This is a genomic window from Proteus myxofaciens ATCC 19692 (assembly GCF_001654855.1).
Taxonomy (GTDB): domain Bacteria; phylum Pseudomonadota; class Gammaproteobacteria; order Enterobacterales; family Enterobacteriaceae; genus Proteus; species Proteus myxofaciens.
Genome location: NZ_LXEN01000214.1, coordinates 1 through 402 on the forward strand (window position 1 = coordinate 1; position 402 = coordinate 402).

General features: G+C 34.3%; 1 tRNA gene. It reads left to right on the top strand.

From position 1 onward, the window contains the following. Nucleotides 1-3: 3 nt before the first annotated feature. Nucleotides 4-79: transfer RNA gene (locus M983_RS16695), tRNA-Asn, on the top strand. Nucleotides 80-402 lie beyond the last annotated feature (323 nt).

The window sequence follows — 402 nt, forward strand, 5'->3', positions numbered from 1 at the left end:
AATTCCTCCATAGTTCAGTTGGTAGAACGGCGGACTGTTAATCCGTATGTCACTGGTTCGAGTCCAGTTGGAGGAGCCAAATTTAAAAGCCCGCTACTTATCTAAGTTAGCGGGTTTTTGCGTTTATTCCGCTAAGCGAATATAAAAAAGTAAGTTCAGTCATTTTTCGACTTACTCTTTTAGACGCTGTATCTACTTCTATCCTTTATGATCATGAGATAGTGATTGAAGTCGCAGACTCTAAATATAAAAAGTATAAAAATCATTTCATATAAAGCATGATATTTCAGTTAAAGAATATAAATTAGTTATTTTTTAACCACTTAAACTATTATTTTATTCTTTTTACTTTACATCACTCCCCACTCTCGCTATTATCTATCTCGTTGTCACGCACAACGC